The sequence below is a fragment of the Rhizobium sp. AB2/73 genome (genome assembly GCF_020871915.1).
Lineage (GTDB): Bacteria > Pseudomonadota > Alphaproteobacteria > Rhizobiales > Rhizobiaceae > Rhizobium > Rhizobium dioscoreae.
On record NZ_CP067073.1, the window covers coordinates 72,937 to 87,543 of the forward strand.

Consider the following 14,607-nt stretch of genomic DNA (forward strand, 5'->3'; position numbering starts at 1 on the left):
GCTGAACCCAGTCAAAATTGCCCGTTCAGTTGCCGTTCAGTCGTCCGGAGCAACTCCAGGAAAAGTGCGCAACGGTTTTCCGTCCGCACTTGCGTGAAATCAAGGAGATAGAGCGGTTCAGAGGCTCCGTGAAAAACTCAACCGCTCTAAATCTGATCGAAAGCAAAAGGGCGCCAGGAACCGGCGCCCTTTTAAAGGGATTTGCGGAGTTTGGAGGCCGATTAGTCGCCCCCGTCCTGCTTCGTGCAGCTGAAACTCTTGTCCCCGATCACAATGTCCAGTGTTGCCTTGTAGGCGGTTCCTCTGGAGCCGAGCGAGACGGAACCGAGGGTTGCCGCATGCCCGGCCATGGCATCGAAATCGCCACTTTGGTTGATCGTGGAACTTCCACCACCTCCTGATTTCTCGACGCGGAAAGTGTAAGTCCCGCCGACACGCGTGTCGGCGTGGACGAGCGCATCCAGTCTCACCATACCTGCTCCAGGCGTTGCCTTGATTTCGCAAAGCCCCGCATCGTCAGATTGGTTGGCAGTCGTCATGGCCGCAACGGCGCCGACAGGAAGCAGGACCAGCGCGAGGATCGTCATCAGACGGCGTGGATGTTTGATGCTATTTGGCATGGGTCATCTCCCCAAATGGTCTACCGTTGCGATCGTGATTTCTTTCACGTCATCGCGCAGCTGCTTACGGGCAGGCCTGGACGAAGGCCGCGACATTGCCGTTGCCGCCCTGGCTGACATTGGCGCTGCAGCCATGGCCGACCTGGACGCCAGCCGCGATATTGCCATTGCCATCCTGGGTAAGAATGGTCGTGTGATTGGAGCCAAACTGGCCGATGCCGGCTATGTTGCGGTCACCGTTCTGATAGGTGGCGCCGTAATTGTCATTGCCTTCCTGACCGACAGCCGAAAGGTTGTGACGACCATATTGATGGCCGACAATCCGGTTGTAGGCGCCGTTCTGGTAGGTTCTGATGCGGTTTGCATACCCTTCCTGAGCGCCGCCGGCGGAATTCGACCAGCCATATTGTTCGATACGCACATCGTTGGCCATGGCGGGGGCCGCGGCGGTGATGCCGACGAGAGCGACGAGTGCGGTTGCAATGAAAGACGTGCGGATCATGACTGTGTCTCCTCAGGCGGATAAGACCGCGGTTGAACGTCTTTGTTTTAGACGCCGCCTTCGGAACACAAGCTGAAAGCACCATTCAGCCCGGGTTCATTCGCGGAGATCGGTGTCAGCCCCTCGCAATTAACCTGGCCTATTCCTCAAAGATGACGGGCTGAGAGCTTGTGCATCACGGAAACTAGTCACTTTGAAAAAGAAGACGGCGGCCAGTTTTGGTCGCCGTCTTCTTTGGGCTTGCAACCGGTCAAAGACTGACGCGGTCTACTGAATTAGAACTCTTCCCAGGACGTCGCTGCCGCTGCGGCTGTACCGGGACGTCCGAATGCGCCGGCGATCTTGGAGCGCAGCGCCCGTGCAGGCGAGGCGGCAGGGCTGGATCGCTCCGTCGCGGCAGCTGGCCGCGCATGGCTACGGCCGTTTTGCAGATTGAACTGTCCGAGCAGCTCGTTCAGCGCCGTCACCTCCTTGGCGAGGCTGTAGCTTGCCGCCGTCGATTCCTCGACCATGGCGGCATTTTGCTGCGTTCCCTGGTCGATGCTGTTGACGGCCGTATTGATCTCCTGCAAGCCGGTCGCCTGCTCGCGGGCAGCTTCGACGATCGCCCGTACATTGCGGTCGATTTCCTCGACTTCCTTGACGATCTGCTGCAGCGATTGCCCCGTTCTGGTGACAAGATCGACGCCGCTGCCGACCTGCTGACCGGATGTGGAAATGAGCGCCTTGATCTCCTTTGCCGCCGTGGCGGAACGCTGGGCGAGTTCGCGGACTTCCTGCGCAACGACGGCAAAGCCCTTGCCGGCGTCACCCGCCCGCGCCGCCTCGACGCCGGCATTGAGCGCCAGCAGGTTCGTCTGGAATGCAATATCGTCGATGACGCCGATGATGTTGGAAATCTCGCCCGACGATTTCGAGATTGCCTCCATTGCTGAAATCGCGTCCTGCATGACTTCGCCGGATTTCTCTGCGCCGATGCGCGCGCGTCCGACCAGCGAACTTGCCTCCTCGGCGCGGCGGGTGGAATCCTTGACGGTCGTGGTGATCTCCTCGAGTGCGGCCGCCGTCTCCTCGATCGAGGCCGCCTGCTGCTCGGTGCGCTTGGAGAGGTCGTCGGCTGCCGAGCGGATCTGGTTGGCGCCGGCGGCAATCGCCTGGCCACCCTGACCGACCGCGACAAGGGTCTCCTCGACCTTCGCCATCGAGGCGTTGAAATCCATCCGAAGACGATCGAGATGCGCGACGAAGGGCTGTTCCAGGCGATAGGTCAGATTGCCATTCGAGAGCTCTCCCAGGCCCTGTGCCAGACTGTCGACGGCAAACTGTGCGTCGGCGGCATCCCTGGCCTTCTGCGCCTCGCGTTCCAGCCGTTCCTTTTCGGAAAGGCTGCGATTGGTATTGGCTTCCTGCTGTAATCGAATGCGCTCAATGGCGCTGGCGCGAAAGACAGCGACGGCCGCAGCCATCTGGCCGACCTCGTCCTTGCGCTCGATTCCTGAAACCGGCTCATCGGTATTGCCGTCCGCGAGCGATACCATGCGCGCCCGCAGCCGCTCGATGGGCGTGGCAATGCCGCGTGCCGAAACGAGGATGGCGATTGCGATGGCGGCGGCAAAGAGAAGGCCAAGCGCGATCAGAGCGTCGCCGATGGTGCTGTTTGCTTGGTCTGCCAACATGTCGCTCTTATTGTTGAGGGACTTGTTGAACGCGTCGAGCCACTGACGAATCGAAACGACCTCGTCATTGATCATCGGATCGACCTGCTTCAAGAGCGTGCCGGCAGTATTGTTATCGTCGACTAGGCCGGCTTTGACGGCCTGATCGGTCAGAGCAATGATATCATTGGCCCTTGCGACGAGCTTATCGATTGTATCCGCTTCTGTCGGAAGCACCTGCCTCGCGTTGGCGAAACGCTGCAGAAGTACTTGCTTGTTCTCCTGATAATCCTTGGAGAAGGCCGCCATCCGTGGATCCTCCGCTGGATATTGCAGGATCTGATAGGCGTTGTAGCTCATCGCGGTCATGCGCTGGCTGGCTCTCGACATTTCCACCGCCGCCGCCTCATCCTTGGCAATGAAATTCGAGTAGGTGGCAACCGTGTCCCTATATTCGCTCGATACGACAAGGACACCTGCGATCCCGATCAGACAGATCGGAATGATGATGGAGAGCACCTTCGTGCGGATCTTGGCGTTCTGAAGAAATGACATGATGGCTCATGGATTTTTAGCGAGCTGGCAGCTGCCCACACGATGAAAATGGATATAGGCCGGCGATTGTCTGCTCTGAAGGTCGGAAACATCGCAGGAAAGGAGCATTCTGCTCGTCGCATTTGGCGCTGCAATCCTAATTAAGTCAGACATGTCTGATAAAATAATTAACGATAACCAGAGCGGCACAATTTTACCAAAGAATTCAATGGTTTGATTTGAAACTGGAAATTGCATGATTCGAAAATTTCTGCAAATTAACAGTAGATTGCTAGCCTTAGGGAAGTGTCTTTGCGTGCAATATGCCGCATAGAAATGGCAGATCCGCATGGATATGCAGTTAGTGATTGTCTTTGTTGCGCAAGGAAGCGAATAAATTACAACCTCCGCCTTGCGGTAGCGCATGCGTTATAGTCTTCAAGCCAAAGCTGGCCTTGGCAAGCCACGGCTCGCGGCTATGTGAATCTGTGTTCCTTCCCGGTCAAAGGTGTGGTGAACAAAGCCTCGCCAATCTGGATCGGCCGATCCCGTTTGTGCGTGCGACAAGTGATATCAGTTCGAGGACATCAAGATGAACGACCGTGTCGGCGCCGAGCCGCTCGATATGGCGCCCGATCTCGATGCCGTCCCCTTGATCAATGCAGCGCGGACAAGCGCAATTCGGGTTCCTGAAGATCTTGCGATCATCGGCTACGACAATTCTCCGATGGCCGGCGCGAGGCCAGACATCTGCTGATCGAACCCCGCGTGGAATTGCGCGGCAGCACTTGACGCGCGATCCGGACGAAAACGCAATAAGCGCACCCGGCCGTGTCCGCCGCCCCTGTTTCGGCATGGGGGACAGCCGGATAGATAGCCGCTGTTTGCAAAGGCAGACGGGAAACATGCTGGTGCCGGCAATTTGGGCCGAGGATTTTTTTCTCCGCCCGATAGCCGGTTTGTCTGCCGGCTTTGACCAGCGCGGCTTGCTGTTTGTTCTTTCAGAACTTGTAACTTGCGCCAACAAGCACCTTGTTCTGAGTGGCGCCGAACTCTCCGATCGCCGACTCGAAATCCTTTTTTCCAACGTCGGAGACGTCAACCTTGCCGCCAGCGGCAGCGAGGCCGGCCGTCGCGAAGAGCAGCGCCGGTCCAGGGCGTAACCCACGTGAGCGCGGCCCGACGCATCCCATTCGAGATCCGCTTCCTTCTTGTCCTTGAAGTTGTAGTTGAAGTCGTTTTCGATACCGTGGACGATATTGCCGGATTGGAAATTATATCCGGCATGAACGCCAGCCGTGCCGCCGTCGAGATTGCGGTCGGGCCATGCCGCCGCGTCCCATGCCGCAAGATTTCGCAGGAAACATCCAGGCCCATGCGGTCAGCGCTTTTCGGCCGCCCCCGAGCACAGGTTTGGCTGCGGTTCGAACCTTCATGCGTTTGGCTGCGGGCTTGATAATTCTTAGCCCCGGCGGAAACCTTGATTGCGAAGGCAGGGCATGTACATGTGATGGGAACCGCATTGCGATTCCAGGAGCGGATAAGGTTGGAGAGCCGCATGAACCTCTTCCTCAAAAGCCTTGCAGACGCGCGCCGCGCGGGCAAGCCGGTCGGAATTACCTCGGTGTGCTCGGCGCACCCGCTCGTGCTTGAAGCGACGATGTCGCTGGCTCGGCGGGAGGGTGGTCCCGTCCTGATAGAGGCTACCTGTAACCAGGTTAATCAGTTTGGCGGCTACACCGGAAAAACGCCGGCGGATTTTGCCGGAGATGTTCTCGCGCTCGCCGAGGCCAGCGGGGTAACCACTTCCGAGGTCATCCTCGGTGGCGACCATCTCGGACCCAATCCCTGGCGGCGAGAGACCGCTTCCGCGGCGATGGCCAAGGCCGAGATCATGGTTGCTGAATATGTGAGAGCGGGCTTCACGAAAATCCACCTCGACGCATCCATGGCATGCGCCGATGACCCATCCGCCCTCGACGATGCGATCGTGGCTCAAAGAGCGGCAAGGCTTGCCAAAATTGCCGAACAGGCTGCGCGGGAAGTCGGCACTAAGCCGCTCTACGTGCTGGGGACGGAAGTCCCGGTGCCGGGAGGTGCCGACCACGCGCTCGATGTCGTCGAACCGACCGGCGCCGAAGCCGCCACTGCCACCATCGAGACTCATCGCGAGATTTTCGTGAGGGAAGGGTTGTCGGAGGCGTTCGACAGATGCATTGCCTTCGTCGTCCAGCCGGGCGTGGAGTTCGGCAATGAGAACGTCATTGGCTACAGACCCGAGCTCGCTAGGAAGCTAACCAGCGTGCTGGATCATGAAGTGGGTCTGGTTTTCGAAGCGCATTCGACAGACTACCAGCCGGAAAGCGCGCTGACCGCACTGGTACGCGATGGATTTCCAATTCTGAAGGTTGGGCCTGGATTGACGTTCGCGCTGCGGGAAGGCCTCTTCGCGCTCGACTTGATCGCAACGGAACTTGACCCGGACTATGACCGCAACCTTGCCGTCACCATGGAGCGCCTCATGCTGAAATATACGGGCGGCTGGGCGGGACATCACTACGGCAGCGAAGAGGCTATCCGGCTTCAACTTCGCTACAGCTACAGTGATCGCATCCGTTATTACTGGGGTTATCCGGAAGCTGTTGGCGCCGTTCAAAAGCTGACCGATACACTTCATGGCCGCGAAATCCCGCCGACGCTGGCAAGCCAGTTCCTCGGGCGGATGGCAGACAGGATCGGCGCGAAGGACAGCGTGGATAGAATCGTCAAGACGTTTGTCGGCGATGTCCTCGAAACATACCACCGTGCGTGCCGACAAGCCGGCTAACCGATCCGGTAACGGCTCTCCTGCCGCATATTCCGCTCATCATTGCTTACCTAAAGCTCGAAAGGCCTCGCAATCGGGGCTCTTGCCATTCACGGGCGATGGAGGGATCAGGCATGTTGTGTGCCCGCATCCGCGAGCCATTCCCGCTCACACGATCGCCTCCGTCCAGCCTTGCGTCTTCAGGTCGCTGCGGATACGCCCATCTTCGGGAATGTATGTCTGCCTTGTGACCGGCCCTCCTGAAGAGTTTGCCCATAGTCACCATCGTCCATTCGATCGAGGGGCAATTACATGAGGGCAAGCGCCGAATCTACGATCGTCCGGCAAGCAAACAACGGTTGGAGGCACGTGGCGGCTGCGTTTGGTCTCGTCAGATGATGGTAGGCCCTGCCGGCAACCTCCGCGGCCGCGTCAGCAGACGGTGATGACAAGCGGATCACCAGAGCCGCGGATGCGGTCCTGCATCTCATGGACCATATTTCGGTCTATTCGACCTAATCAGTCACCGGCTCGCCGAGCGTATGCATCAGGCGGTTCGCCCAGCCGAAAATTGCCGACGAAAAGACGAGATCGATGGATTCCAATTCAGAGAAGCCCACATCGGCCAATGCCTGCGCATCTGCTTTCGTGGCTTCGGGCGGCGTTGGCGAGAGGCGTGCGGAAAAATCAAAGATCGCCTGCAGGTGCTCGTCAAGTTCCGCATCCAGGCCGTCCGTGAAGATTGCTTCGATCACGTCGGTTCTTTTGGTCTGGCTGATGAAGCGGGAGGCGTGAACCGCGGCGCAGTAGACGCAGTGGTTGACGACGGACGCGGCCGTCGCGCCCAGTTCGCGCTCGCTCGAAGCAAGCCCATCCTTTCCGTACATAATCAGATTGAACAAGGGAGAGCGGACGGTCAGTGATTCCGGATCATGCGCGAGCGTCAGGACATAGGGTGAAATGCCCTTGTTGGACGGTGTCACCTGCATGGCCGCGCGCTGTTCCTCGGTCGCGGTCTCGAGGTCGACCGGAACGACATAAGGCTGCCAGCGCGGAATTTTGGTGGTGAAGGCATGGACGACTTCGCTCATTGTCTTGCTCCTATCAACGCCAATCCCGCGATGACGCGCACCTGGTAGCTCACGAAGGCTGCCAGTTCGGAGAGCCGGACGATGTCGGCATCGGCCGCGCCGCTGGCGCGCAATGCCTCTATGTCCGCGCGGGTCGCCTCCCTCGGTGCGACGGTCAGCCGGTCGGCGTGACGAACGATCTCGGCGACGCGTGGGTCCTCCGCGGTCGTGCCAGGTGAGGAGAGCGGGGCAGTCGCGGGTTCGCCCGCCCGCTCCACGAGAGCATCATAGTGACGCGCCAGCGCCTCGTTATGATTTTGCCGGGCCATGCGGGCGGCAAGCGCCGCCCGAAGTCCATGGGACAGACCGCCGGGATCGCGTGGCAGCAGCACCGCGTCATGCGCTGCCTCGCTCAGGCGCAGGATCTCCGCGCGCTTTTCCATGGCTTCGGCGAGCGCGGAGCCAGGCTTCACGGAGACTAGGGTTTCGATGAGTGTCAAAACAGGCTCCTCGGGTACGTCTTTGGGGGCAGCATCTAGGTAGGCGCGACATGTCATTATGTCAAATGATAATGATTAAGCGACTTCCATGCGGAATAATTATCTAATTCCGATCGTCAAGTGAGAATTCATATGCTTTACTTGCATTAAGGGGAGTGTTTCATGTCAATTATGCATTCTAACTCTTTCGATATTCGGCAACTTGAAGCCTTCGCGGCCGTGATTTCCGCGGGTAGCGTGACCGGGGCGGCGCGCTTGCTGGGCAGATCGCAACCGGCAGTCACCAGGCTCATCCAGGATCTGGAAGCCGATATCGGCTATGCGCTTCTGCATCGAAGCGGTCCGCGGATCACGCCGACCTCGCGAGGCGTGCTGTTTCATTCCGAGGTCGAGCGCCATCTTGCCAGTCTCACACATATCCGTGAGCGCGCGGAGGCGATCGGTCGTGATGAGCCGCCCACGCTGACGATCGCGGCCACGCCGTCGCTTGCGGCGGGCGTTCTGCCGCGGGCACTCGCGGCGGTCGCCCCGGATCTGATCCCGCGTCATCTACATGTGCAGGCGCTTGCGGCCGAAAACGTCGTTCAGGCAGTGCTCGCCCGCTCGGCGGATTTGGGGATCGCAAGCCTGCCGCTCGAACATCCGGGCCTCGAAATACACTGGATCGCGGAGGCGCCATGTGTCGTCGCCATCGCCGCGAACGATACGCTCGCCGACCGTGACGTGGTGCGTCTTGCCGATCTCGCCGATCGCCGCATCATCACCTTGGCAAATCCATATCGCTTGCGGCATCGGGTCGATGAGGCACTGGAACGGGCAGCGGTCTCGCCGGACCGGATCATCGACGTCAATGCTTCACTGACGGCGCTGTCGTTGGTTCGGGCTGGACTAGGGGTTGGCATCGTCGAGCCGGCGACCGTCGTCGGCGTGCCGCTTGACGGTGTCGTGATGCGCGTGCTCGATCACACCATCCCCTTTCTCTTCGGCGCGATATCGCCCGCCGCGCTGCCGCTCACATCGACGATCACGGCCGTGATCGAGGCGGCGCGCGCGGTGGCTTTGACGATGCCAGGCTGCCGCCTGTTCGATTCGAGCGGCGCGGAAGCGCTGGCCGATACCATTTACGGGCGAACCGCGAGACCTGAGGGAGCGTCGATATGAGCGACCTTTCCATGTTGCCGGACGGTCTCGATGCTCTTGAGGCGCGGCTGCGGCAGGATCTCGCCTGGCTGGAACTGCCGGCCAAATCCTGGGTGCCGCCGCGCGTGATCGACGGTCAGCCTGTCGTCGATGTCGTCATCATTGGCGCGGGCATGGCAGGGCTCGTCGCCTCCGCGATGCTGAAGAGGCTGGGTGTCGCCAACCATGTCGTGCTCGACAAGGCATCAGCGGGTCGCGAGGGGCCCTGGGTCACCTTCGCCCGCATGCGGACGCTGCGCTCTCCCAAGCAGCTCACCGGTCCGGCGATGGGGTTGCCCGCCCTGACGTTTCGCGCCTACTACGAAGCGCGCTTCGGCCGCGAAGCGTGGGTCGCGCTTGACCGCGCGCCGCGTGAGACGTGGATGGAATATCTGATCTGGTGCCGCAAGGTGCTCGAGCTTCCCGTCCGCAACGGCGTCACAGTCGATGCGATCCTCCCACGCGATGACGGAATGCTTGATCTTATCTGCATCGAGGACGGCCTCAAGGAGACGATCATTGCGCGTCATGCGGTGTTGGCGACCGGCCGCGATGGTCTGGGCGGCCCGTTCGTGCCAGATATCGCGAAAAGCATCGGCCGCGAGTTTTGGGCGCATACCGCCGACGACATCGATTTCGCGATGCTGCGCGGCAAGCGGATAGGCGTGATTGGTGCCGGCGCCTCGGCGATGGACAATGCCGCGACCGCTCTCGAAGCCGGTGCGGCGCGCCTCGACATGTTCGTGCGCCGCAAGGAGCTGCCGCGGATCAACAAGTTCACCGGCATCGGCAGCCAGGGCGTCGTGCACGGATTCGCCGGCCTTCCCGATGAGTGGAAGTGGCGCTTCCTCAATTATGCCATGGCCCAGCAGACGCCGCCGCCGCGGCCGAGCGTCTTGCGCGTCAGTTCCTTCCCGCAAGCCCATCTCCATCTTGAGAGCCCGATCAGCAAGCTGGAGCAGGAAGGCGACCACGTCATCGTGACGACGCCGAGGGCCAACTATCCCGCCGACTTTCTCATCTTTGGAACGGGCTTCAAGATCGACCTGACCAATCGACCGGAGCTTGCCGCCTTCGGCCCATATATACGCTTGTGGCGCGATCGCTTCCCGGTGCCGGCGGAGATGCCCAACGCCGAACTCGAGGGATCCCCCGATCTCGGAGAGGCGTTCGAATTCCTCGAAAGGGAGCCGGGCTCGTGCCCGACGCTGGCAAGGATTCACTGCTTCAATTTTCCGGCGACACTCAGTCACGGCAAGCTCACCGGCGACATCCCCGCGATCAGCGAAGGTGCCGACCGCCTGGCGCGTGGCATTGTCCGCGCCCTCTTTGTCGCCGACCGAGAGAAACACTTTGAAAACCTCCAGGCTTTCGACACGCCGGAACTCCTCGGTGACGAGTGGGCGGATGACGATACCAAAGAGCCTTCCGAACTATCTTCCGAAAGGACCCGAGCCCGCAATGCTTGAGATCAAGAACCTAAAGCTGTCTTACGGAAGCACGCAAATTCTAAATGGTGTGGACCTGTCGGTGAAACGGGGCGACGTGGTGTCGATCATCGGCCCGAGCGGCACCGGCAAGACGACGCTTCTCAAGTGCATCAACCATCTGACCAAGCCGTCCTCCGGCTCGATCGCGTTGGATGGCATCCGCATGGATTACGCTCGCCCCGACAAGGCCGCCGTGCAGGCGATCCGTCTTCGCACGGCGATGGTTTTCCAGCAGTTCAACGTCTTCAAGAACATGACAGTCATCCAGAATGTCATGGACCCGCTGGTGGTCGTTCAGCGCAAGCCGAAGGAAGAGGCCCGCGCGATCGCCCTGCGGGAACTCGAGCGCGTCGGACTTGCCGACAAGCTCGACAACTATCCCTCCCAGCTCTCCGGTGGTCAGCTCCAGCGGACTGGCATCGCCCGCGCCTTGGCGGTCAAGCCGGACGTGATGCTGTTCGACGAGCCGACATCATCGCTTGACCCCGAACTGGTGAACGAGGTCCTGAAGGTGATCAAGGATGTGACGTCCTCGGGCATCACATCGCTCCTCGTCACCCATGAGATGCAGTTCGCCAAGAACATCTCGAACCGCATCGTCTTCATGGACCGGGGCGTCGTCGCCGCGGACGGCACTCCGGCCGAAATCTTCGATACACCCTCCAACCCGCGCCTCGCTCAGTTTCTCAATTCCGAACGCGCGATCCAGTAGAAAGGATGCCTGAAATGACTTCCATGAGTTCAATCTCGCGCCGTGGCCTCGGTCTCGCCGTAGCAGGCGTCGCGATCGCCTTCGCAACCGCCTCGTTCGCCGAGGAGGTCCGCACGATCAAGATCGCCACCGCGGCCGAATCGAAGCCGCTCTCCTGGGGCGCGATCGGCGTCGAGCCGCAGGGTTATGAACCCGACGTGCTGAGGGCGATCAACGCGAAGCTGCCCCAGTACAAGTTCGTCATGGAAGGCGCGGCCGACATCGCCCAGGAAACCGGCCTTGCCACCGGCAAGTACGACATCGCGACGGGCGGCTATTATCGCGCGCCCGCCCGTGAAAAGCAGTTCCTCATTCCTGACGCCCCGATCGGTGCGAGCTTGATCAAGATCTATAGCCGCAAGGATAGCGGCATCAACGAGATGAAGGATCTGGTCGGCAAGAAGATCGTGCCCGTCACCGCAGGCGGCGGCATCTACAAGTTCGCCACGGCATGGCAGGAGCAAAACCCGACCTACAAGATCGAGATCACCGCCTCGAGCGCCGGCGTTCCCTATCCGGACCGGCTGAAGGAAGTGCAGAACGGCAAATACGATGCGCTCGTGCTGCCATCCAACCTTGGCGAGCAGACCGTGATCGACCAGCAGAAGCTCGACATCAAGACGAGCGAGCCGGTCGCGATCAATCAGACCTTCGTCCTGATCCATCGCTCCGAGGAGAACAAGGCCCTCTCCGATGGCATCGACAAGGCTCTGAAGGAGCTCAAGGCCGACGGCACGCTTGCCAAGCTCTCGCAGAAGTGGTTCGGCGAGGACATCACCACCTATATGAAGTAACGCCGCCCTCCGACCCCGGTGATCAGGCCCAAAGACTGAAAGAAGGAGTGTTCCGAAGTGGACCTTTCCGTCATGATCCCAGAGCTGCTCTCGGCCCTGCCGCTGACGCTTGCGATCACGTTCACGGCCATGATCGCCGGCTTCGTGCTGGCGTTGATTGCGACGACGTTCCGGGTTCGCAGGATCCCTGTGATCAGCCATTTGGCGGATCTCTACGTATCCTACGCCCGGAGCGTGCCCGTCGTCCTGCAATTGTTCGTCGCCTTCTACGGGCTTCCCGTGCTTATGGGTGTGTTCGGCGTTGCGGACTTCGTGTCTCCGACCATCGCGGCGATGCTGGGCTTGAGCCTCTATCACGGCGGCTACCTGTCCGAAGTCATGCGGCCGGCCTATCTCGCCGTCGAACGCGGCCAGCATGATGCGGCGGACAGTCTTGGCTATACGTTCCGCCAGAAGCTCACGCGCGTTCTCGGTCCACAGGCGGTTCACATCGCGCTCCCGGGCTACGGCAATTCGATCATCTATCTGATCCATAATGTCGCGCTCGTCATGTATATCGGCGCGGCCGATGTCATGGCGACTGCCCATCTTGTGATGGAGCGCGACTACAACCAGTACCAGTTCGAAACATACCTCGTGCTGGCGGTGCTCTATTCGCTGCTTTGCCTGGTCGCCTGGTCTGTCGTCCGCTTTTTCGAGCTTCGTTCCGCGAGATTTTCTCCAGGCGCGAAGCGCGGCAGAACCACGCTGATGGCAAGCGTCTGATCGAAGGAGTTGCTATATGTTCGATATCGACGTTCTTCTCCCCGATCTTTGGGATATCCTGGGTGCGGTACCCCTCACGCTCGCGATGGCGCTCGCGATCTTCGTCTTCTCGACGATCATAGGCAGCCTGTTCGCCATGGTGGAATATCGGCGCATCCCTGTCTTGCGACAGCTTGTCGTCGCCTACAAGATTGCGTTCAAGGGCGTGCCGATGGTCGTGGTGATCTTCCTCGCCTATTATGGCCTGCCCTCGACCCTGCAATTCCTGACATCGCTGATTGGCGTGGACTATAACGGCCATTCGACGCCAAACTGGGTCACGCTCATCGTCGCCCTGACCGCCTGCGTCGCCGCTTTCCAGGCGGAAGTCGTCAAGGGCGCGCTGAATTCTTTCGACACCGGCCAGGCCGATGCAGCCTACTCGCTCGGCTACAAGAAGAGCCAGCTCTTCCGCCGGGTCATGCTTCCACAGGTCATCGTCGCCGCGATACCGGATCTTGCCAATTCCTTCATGGTCATCATGAAGGCGCTTTCCCTGGGGTTCGCCATCGAGGTGGTCGACATCTTCGCGCAGTCGCAACTGACCGCAGCGCTGAACTTCTACTATCTCGAGGCCTTCCTGGTCGCGGTCGTGATCTACATGGTGATAGCCTATGCAGTAACGCAGATCGCGGACAGGACGGAGCGAGCGCTCAGGGTGCGGACTTGATCTCGACCCAACGCTCCCGACGCGGCAAGACAAGACGGTCTCCATCGGCTGATCGCCCTTGAAAACCGCGGCCGGGGACGAGCACCCGCGCCGTCCACTCTTTCCTCTCCAGACCGCCTTTTTGGAAATTCATTTCTCCCCATTCTCATTAGTCCACTTAATTTATAGACTAAAGTCAAATTGGAGAGAGTGGCAATGAGCATCGAAAAGTCCGACAGCGGTCTGGGAAGACGGGAGCTGCTGAAATTATCCGCGGCGGCTGGAGTTGCCGTTGCCGGCGCTTCGCTGATCGGGCGAAAGCCCGCCTTCGCGGCCGAGGAAGAGCCGTCCCTGAAGGGTAAGCGCATCGCCATCAGCGCGACCGGAACCGACCATTTCTTCGACCTGCAGGCCTATAATGCCCAGATCGAAGAGGTCAAGCGCCTCGGGGGCGAGCCGATCGCCGTGGACGCGGGGCGCAACGACGCCAAACTGGTCTCGCAATTGCAGACGCTGATTGCCCAGAAGCCGGATGCCATCGTTCAGATCCTCGGCACGCTGAGCGTCATCGACCCCTGGCTGAAGAAGGCGCGCGACGCCGGTATTCCGGTTCTGACGGTCGACGTCGGCTCGACCAATTCGATCAACAATACCACCTCCGACAACTGGGGCATCGGCAAGGACCTGGCGCTGCAGCTCGTCTCCGATATCGGCGGCGAAGGCAATATCGTCGTCTTCAATGGCTTTTACGGCGTGACGCCTTGCGCGATCCGCTATGACCAGCTGGTCAATGTCGTCAAATATTTCCCGAAGGTGAAGATCCTCCAGCCGGAACTGCGCGACGTCATTCCGAATACCGTGCAGGACGCCTTCACCCAGACCACGGCGATTTTGAGCAAATATCCGGAAAAAGGGTCGATCAAGGCGATCTGGTCGGCATGGGACATCCCGCAGCTCGGCGCGACCCAGGCGCTTGCCGCCGCTGGCCGCGCCGAAATCCGCACCTACGGCGTCGATGGCAGCCCGGAAGTGCTGCAGCTCATCGCCGATCCGAAATCGCCCGCTGGCGCCGACGTCGCTCAACAGCCCGCGGAAATCGGCCGCACCGCCATCCGCAATGTCGCGAAGCTCCTCGCCGGTCAGACGCTGCCGCGCGAGACCTACGTTCCAGCGCTTCTGGCCAACAAGGCCAATGTCGGCGAGGTTACCAAGAAGCTCGGCATTGGCTGATAGTCCGCTCCGGGCGATGCCGC

General features: G+C 60.3%; 15 protein-coding genes. 10 read left to right on the top strand and 5 right to left on the bottom strand.

All coding sequences use genetic code 11. The annotated features are described in order from the left end of the window. Window positions 1-221: 221 nt before the first annotated feature. From csgH to I8E17_RS26255, 3 genes are all read right to left on the bottom strand, one after another. Entirely contained in the window at window positions 222-620 is a 399-nt protein-coding gene (gene csgH, locus I8E17_RS26245; RefSeq protein WP_069614044.1) for a curli-like amyloid fiber formation chaperone CsgH, read from the bottom strand. A gap of 64 nt (window positions 621-684) precedes the next feature. Further along, window positions 685-1,122, bottom strand: a complete 438-nt coding sequence (locus tag I8E17_RS26250) for a curlin (RefSeq protein WP_069614045.1) — start codon at window positions 1,120-1,122, stop codon at window positions 685-687. 275 nt (window positions 1,123-1,397) lie between these two features. Continuing rightward, on the bottom strand, window positions 1,398-3,332 hold the full coding sequence (locus I8E17_RS26255; protein ID WP_069614046.1) for a methyl-accepting chemotaxis protein: 1,935 nt from the start codon (window positions 3,330-3,332) through the stop codon (window positions 1,398-1,400). Between the two features lie 571 nt (window positions 3,333-3,903). Here I8E17_RS26255 and I8E17_RS26260 point away from each other — a divergent pair. The 3 genes from I8E17_RS26260 to I8E17_RS26270 all read left to right on the top strand — a co-directional run bounded on the left by I8E17_RS26260 (window position 3,904) and on the right by I8E17_RS26270 (window position 6,138). Further along, window positions 3,904-4,068, top strand: a complete 165-nt coding sequence (locus tag I8E17_RS26260) for a substrate-binding domain-containing protein (RefSeq protein ID WP_229002246.1) — start codon at window positions 3,904-3,906, stop codon at window positions 4,066-4,068. Between the two features lie 148 nt (window positions 4,069-4,216). Further along, on the top strand, window positions 4,217-4,474 hold the full coding sequence (locus I8E17_RS26265; protein ID WP_069614047.1) for a hypothetical protein: 258 nt from the start codon (window positions 4,217-4,219) through the stop codon (window positions 4,472-4,474). Window positions 4,475-4,869: 395 nt separating this feature from the next. Then, window positions 4,870-6,138, top strand: a complete 1,269-nt coding sequence (locus tag I8E17_RS26270) for a D-tagatose-bisphosphate aldolase, class II, non-catalytic subunit (protein WP_069614049.1) — start codon at window positions 4,870-4,872, stop codon at window positions 6,136-6,138. A gap of 494 nt (window positions 6,139-6,632) precedes the next feature. Here I8E17_RS26270 and I8E17_RS26275 read toward each other — a convergent pair whose 3' ends face one another. Then, window positions 6,633-7,208, bottom strand: coding sequence for a peroxidase-related enzyme (locus tag I8E17_RS26275; protein WP_069614050.1), 576 nt, complete (start codon window positions 7,206-7,208; stop codon window positions 6,633-6,635). Then, on the bottom strand, window positions 7,205-7,687 hold the full coding sequence (locus I8E17_RS26280) for a hypothetical protein (RefSeq protein WP_069614051.1): 483 nt from the start codon (window positions 7,685-7,687) through the stop codon (window positions 7,205-7,207). The genes I8E17_RS26275 and I8E17_RS26280 overlap by 4 nt, the downstream gene beginning before the upstream one ends. Before the next feature lie 162 nt (window positions 7,688-7,849). Between I8E17_RS26280 and I8E17_RS26285 the strand changes: the two genes are divergently transcribed. The 7 genes from I8E17_RS26285 (at window position 7,850) to I8E17_RS26315 (ending at window position 14,584) form a co-directional block, all read left to right on the top strand. Continuing rightward, a complete protein-coding gene (locus I8E17_RS26285; RefSeq protein ID WP_069614052.1) occupies window positions 7,850-8,848 on the top strand; it encodes a LysR family transcriptional regulator in 999 nt (332 codons plus the stop codon). Beyond that, on the top strand, window positions 8,845-10,335 hold the full coding sequence (locus I8E17_RS26290) for an NAD(P)/FAD-dependent oxidoreductase (RefSeq protein ID WP_069614053.1): 1,491 nt from the start codon (window positions 8,845-8,847) through the stop codon (window positions 10,333-10,335). The genes I8E17_RS26285 and I8E17_RS26290 overlap by 4 nt, the downstream gene beginning before the upstream one ends. Further along, entirely contained in the window at window positions 10,328-11,068 is a 741-nt protein-coding gene (locus tag I8E17_RS26295; RefSeq protein ID WP_069614054.1) for an amino acid ABC transporter ATP-binding protein, read from the top strand. The genes I8E17_RS26290 and I8E17_RS26295 overlap by 8 nt, the downstream gene beginning before the upstream one ends. A 14-nt stretch (window positions 11,069-11,082) precedes the next feature. Continuing rightward, the gene (locus I8E17_RS26300; protein WP_069614055.1) at window positions 11,083-11,901 is read left to right on the top strand and encodes an amino acid ABC transporter substrate-binding protein; all 819 of its coding nucleotides are present in this window, start codon (window positions 11,083-11,085) and stop codon (window positions 11,899-11,901) included. A gap of 57 nt (window positions 11,902-11,958) precedes the next feature. Continuing rightward, window positions 11,959-12,666 (top strand): amino acid ABC transporter permease, encoded by a 708-nt coding sequence (locus I8E17_RS26305; RefSeq protein ID WP_069614056.1) that lies wholly within the window; start codon window positions 11,959-11,961, stop codon window positions 12,664-12,666. A 16-nt stretch (window positions 12,667-12,682) separates the two neighbouring features. After that, window positions 12,683-13,375, top strand: a complete 693-nt coding sequence (locus I8E17_RS26310; protein WP_069614057.1) for an amino acid ABC transporter permease — start codon at window positions 12,683-12,685, stop codon at window positions 13,373-13,375. Window positions 13,376-13,570: 195 nt separating this feature from the next. Continuing rightward, window positions 13,571-14,584 carry a sugar ABC transporter substrate-binding protein gene (locus I8E17_RS26315; RefSeq protein WP_069614058.1) on the top strand — a complete coding sequence of 338 codons (1,014 nt, stop codon included), beginning with the start codon at window positions 13,571-13,573 and terminating at the stop codon, window positions 14,582-14,584. Window positions 14,585-14,607 lie beyond the last annotated feature (23 nt).

What these genes read in the sequence shown, in the direction of transcription:
- I8E17_RS26285 (WP_069614052.1), top strand. Translation starts at nt 7,850, where the DNA reads ATGTCAATTATGCATTCTAACTCTTTCGATATTCGGCAACTTGAAGCC.
- I8E17_RS26260 (WP_229002246.1), top strand. Translation starts at nt 3,904, where the DNA reads ATGAACGACCGTGTCGGCGCCGAGCCGCTCGATATGGCGCCCGATCTC.
- csgH (WP_069614044.1), bottom strand. Translation starts at nt 620, where the DNA reads ATGCCAAATAGCATCAAACATCCACGCCGTCTGATGACGATCCTCGCG.
- I8E17_RS26315 (WP_069614058.1), top strand. Translation starts at nt 13,571, where the DNA reads ATGAGCATCGAAAAGTCCGACAGCGGTCTGGGAAGACGGGAGCTGCTG.
- I8E17_RS26255 (WP_069614046.1), bottom strand. Translation starts at nt 3,332, where the DNA reads ATGTCATTTCTTCAGAACGCCAAGATCCGCACGAAGGTGCTCTCCATC.
- I8E17_RS26300 (WP_069614055.1), top strand. Translation starts at nt 11,083, where the DNA reads ATGACTTCCATGAGTTCAATCTCGCGCCGTGGCCTCGGTCTCGCCGTA.
- I8E17_RS26265 (WP_069614047.1), top strand. Translation starts at nt 4,217, where the DNA reads ATGCTGGTGCCGGCAATTTGGGCCGAGGATTTTTTTCTCCGCCCGATA.
- I8E17_RS26295 (WP_069614054.1), top strand. Translation starts at nt 10,328, where the DNA reads ATGCTTGAGATCAAGAACCTAAAGCTGTCTTACGGAAGCACGCAAATT.
- I8E17_RS26250 (WP_069614045.1), bottom strand. Translation starts at nt 1,122, where the DNA reads ATGATCCGCACGTCTTTCATTGCAACCGCACTCGTCGCTCTCGTCGGC.
- I8E17_RS26310 (WP_069614057.1), top strand. Translation starts at nt 12,683, where the DNA reads ATGTTCGATATCGACGTTCTTCTCCCCGATCTTTGGGATATCCTGGGT.
- I8E17_RS26270 (WP_069614049.1), top strand. Translation starts at nt 4,870, where the DNA reads ATGAACCTCTTCCTCAAAAGCCTTGCAGACGCGCGCCGCGCGGGCAAG.
- I8E17_RS26290 (WP_069614053.1), top strand. Translation starts at nt 8,845, where the DNA reads ATGAGCGACCTTTCCATGTTGCCGGACGGTCTCGATGCTCTTGAGGCG.
- I8E17_RS26275 (WP_069614050.1), bottom strand. Translation starts at nt 7,208, where the DNA reads ATGAGCGAAGTCGTCCATGCCTTCACCACCAAAATTCCGCGCTGGCAG.